Source organism: Polaribacter sp. PL03, assembly GCF_033875165.1.
Classification (GTDB): Bacteria; Bacteroidota; Bacteroidia; order Flavobacteriales; family Flavobacteriaceae; genus Polaribacter.
Map to the genome: position 1 here is coordinate 977 of NZ_JAWZSV010000019.1, position 3,392 is coordinate 4,368.

Annotated in this window: 3 protein-coding genes; all 3 read left to right on the forward strand. The window is 28.7% G+C overall.

Going from position 1 to position 3,392, the window contains the following annotated elements:
• Positions 1-252 precede the first annotated feature (252 nt).
• The 3 genes from SHK09_RS15200 to SHK09_RS15210 all read left to right on the forward strand — a co-directional run bounded on the left by SHK09_RS15200 (position 253) and on the right by SHK09_RS15210 (position 3,167).
• Positions 253-1,386 (forward strand): RES domain-containing protein, encoded by a 1,134-nt coding sequence (locus tag SHK09_RS15200; protein ID WP_319811643.1) that lies wholly within the window; start codon positions 253-255, stop codon positions 1,384-1,386.
• A gap of 134 nt (positions 1,387-1,520) precedes the next feature.
• Positions 1,521-2,048, forward strand: a complete 528-nt coding sequence (locus SHK09_RS15205) for a CbrC family protein (protein ID WP_319811644.1) — start codon at positions 1,521-1,523, stop codon at positions 2,046-2,048.
• Positions 2,049-2,222: 174 nt separating this feature from the next.
• The gene (locus SHK09_RS15210) at positions 2,223-3,167 is read left to right on the forward strand and encodes a S41 family peptidase (protein ID WP_319811645.1); all 945 of its coding nucleotides are present in this window, start codon (positions 2,223-2,225) and stop codon (positions 3,165-3,167) included.
• Positions 3,168-3,392 lie beyond the last annotated feature (225 nt).

The following is a 3,392-nucleotide window of genomic DNA, read 5'->3' on the forward strand; positions in this document are numbered from 1 at the left end:
ACTAATCCGTATTTAAATTCGTTAAAAAAAATATGCTACAATATAAAAACAACGCTTTCTAAACTCACTTGTGTAAAACTAAGGTAAAAGTAGAAAAGTCGTAAACTCACTAAAAAAAATTGCTTAAATTTATGCCTAATCAAAGCTTTTTGCTTTTTTAAAAATGCTTCTAATTTTCCGGTGGAAAATTTGCCGCATTTTTAAATCGCAAAATTTTTATACCAAAACGTTAGCCACAAGTAAACACCAATTATGTATAAAGAAATAATTAATCAAACTCCTAAACTACCGATTAAAAGAAAAAAAGGAGAAGATTTTAGAAAATGTCTTTTTTCAGTACTTGATTATTACTCCAAAAAAAATAACGAACTTAATAATGATACATATCTCAATGATAAGGTTAGTAAGCTATCAAATGGTATAAAAAAGACTATAGAAGCTTATTATGAAGGTAATCCAAGTAAAGCATACAGAATATTATCGACAACTCTTAAAGAAACTGATTTAATTATATATTTAAATAAAAAATCTCTTATTCATAATGGTTCAAATCTTTACAGAATCAGAATAAAAGATAGTAATTACCCTCTAAATCGAAAGGAGATATTTCATATACCTTATAATTTAAGAGAACTAGTTGCTACACAAAGATATAGTATTCCAGGATTGCCATCTTTATACTTAGCGAATTCAATTTATGTTGCTTGGGAAGAGTTAGGAAGACCATCAAGTAATTTAATTCAAGCCGCTAGATTTAAAAACACTCGAGACTTAAAGTTATTAGACCTTTCTAATGACATCTATTATGAAAAAAAATCTTTACTCTTCGATAATAATGATTTATCTAATTATGATATGATTGTTTGGCCATTAATAGCAGCCTGTTCAGTAAAAGTTCCAGATAGAAATGTCGCTTTTAAACCAGAATATATTATACCACAACTTTTACTACAATGGATTAACAAGAATGAGTTAGATGGAATTAAGTATTCTTCTACTCATATAAATAAAAGTATAAATAAACACATAGGGAAATTATATAATATTGTAATACCAGTTAAATCTTTTAAACAAACTGAAGGTTTCTGTAAAGAATTACTGAATACATTTGAAGTAAGTAATGTTATGCCTATGCAGTTAAATCAATTTTCACTAAATGAAGAAAAGGATAATCAAATCCCCTCTGAATTACATCAAATTGAATTAATAAAAGGGAAACAGATTAATTACAGTGAAACTATATTTGGAAAGGTAGAAATCCTATTAAAGAATTTAAAAACAGGAAAAATACCAGTGGCTAACACCGTATATAATTTATTGCTGGCTTCTTCCCTAATTACGAAAGTCCTCGCGGACTTTCTTGTCGATAATTATTTGCTAAATTAGTTGCTTGAAACACGCAACAAACCATATACAACAACGTTCTACACCATTTGAAACAAACATTCGTCATAGCATTAATATTAGTAATCGGAATTGTTTCTGGCTGTAAAAATAATAACACTCTGAATTCAAAAAATATGGCTGAATTACCAAAGTTTAAATACCAACCGAACGCACTCGAATTGGGAATAATTGAAAAGAAAAATATTGATTGTCCAGTTTGTGAGAAAAATAGAGAATATGCTTACTCTGGCGGAATTTACGCTGTGGAAGAAGTTGAATTTATCTGTCCTTGGTGTGTTGCGGATGGAAGTGCATCTAAAAAATATGATGGAATGTATATCGATGATGCTTCGTGCGAAGAAGTTTCTGACCAAAGTAAACTAACTGAGTTAGTTACGAAAACACCGAATTATATAAGTTGGCAACAAGAAGTTTGGCTTGCACATCACGACGATTATTGCTCATTTGAGAAATATGTTGGATGGAAAGAAATTGAGCATCTGAAAGAAAATTTATCAGACGATATTGAAAGAATAAAATCGGAATATGGATTATCGCAATCTGAATTTGAACAATATTTATTGAATGATGGCGGAATGCAAGGTTATTTATTTAAGTGTTTACATTGCGACCAACATCGATTACATATTGATACGAATTAATAACAATCGGAATAAAAACGGTGTAGAACAACGTGTATAATTAATGGCTTGTTCTCGCTTACTTACGAAAATCCTCGCGGATTTTCTATTCGGTTTTTATTTGCTAAATTAGGTGCTTAAACACGCCACTAATCATACACAAAAACGTTATATAGCATTACCACGAATACTCTAATGAAAAACAATTCTATAATAATATTTTTTCTTTTTATTCTTTTTTTATCTTGTAAAAAAGAGGAGATTAAACCAAATTTTGAGGGACTCTTCAATAAAGCATACAATATTATAAAAACAGAATCCATTAAAAAAAAAGAAATTAATTGGACATTAATCGAAAAGAAAATAAATGATTCAATTCCCACATTCCGAAATAATAATGATGCTTATAAAGGAATCGTTCAAGCGTTAAATATAATTAATGACAAACATAGTTTTTTTCTTTATCCGAAAGATAAATCTAATTTTTTAACAAATGATTCTATTAAAATTCCTGAAATAAAATCCCATATTCTAAAAGGAGATATTGGCTATTTAAAAATATTAGGCTTTGCAGGGAATGATAGTTTGAGCTCATTATATTCTTCAAGAATAAAAATGTCCCTAAAAAAAATTGACACTCAAAGTAATTTATCTGGTTGGATAATTGATTTAAGAAATAATAAAGGAGGAAGAATCGGGATGATGCCTTTAGGAATATCTCTTCTTTATCAAGATTCCATTATTGGTTTATCATACAAAAAAAATGAAAAGTATTTAATACACAAATTAATAAATAACAAATATTTTTATGGTAATGAAATTGTTGCTGAATCAAACAATAATGATACATTAAATAATAAAAATAGGAAAATAGCGGTTTTAGTAAACGCAAATACTGCAAGTCAAGCGGAATTTACTGCTCAATCTTTAAAGTTTCAAAACAAAACAAAAATATTTGGTACTAAAACAAAAGGTCAAACATCAGATGTTATGACTTATAAATTTACAAGTGGAGCAATTCTTGGAATAACAAATGCGCAAATGTGTAATAAAAACAAAGAAATTATTTACGGAATAACTCCAGATATTGAATGTAAATCTGAACAATCACTTGAATTAGCAATTGAATGGATAAAATAACGCTATATAACACCGTATATAATTTATTGCTGGCTTCTCGCCTACTTACGAAAGTCCTCGCGGACTTTCTTGGTCGGTAATTATTTACTAAATTAGTTGCTTAAAACACGCAACAAACCATATACAACAACGTTATATTTCATTGCTCAAAAATCCAAAAATGCGGAATTGAAACTCTGAAAAACAAAAAAACTGAATATTTGTGGAACACTCTCTCGCTCGTTA

Excerpts from the sequence above, each read along its gene's own strand:
- SHK09_RS15200 (WP_319811643.1), top strand. The coding sequence starts at position 253 with ATGTATAAAGAAATAATTAATCAAACTCCTAAACTACCGATTAAAAGA.
- SHK09_RS15205 (WP_319811644.1), top strand. The coding sequence starts at position 1,521 with ATGGCTGAATTACCAAAGTTTAAATACCAACCGAACGCACTCGAATTG.
- SHK09_RS15210 (WP_319811645.1), top strand. The coding sequence starts at position 2,223 with ATGAAAAACAATTCTATAATAATATTTTTTCTTTTTATTCTTTTTTTA.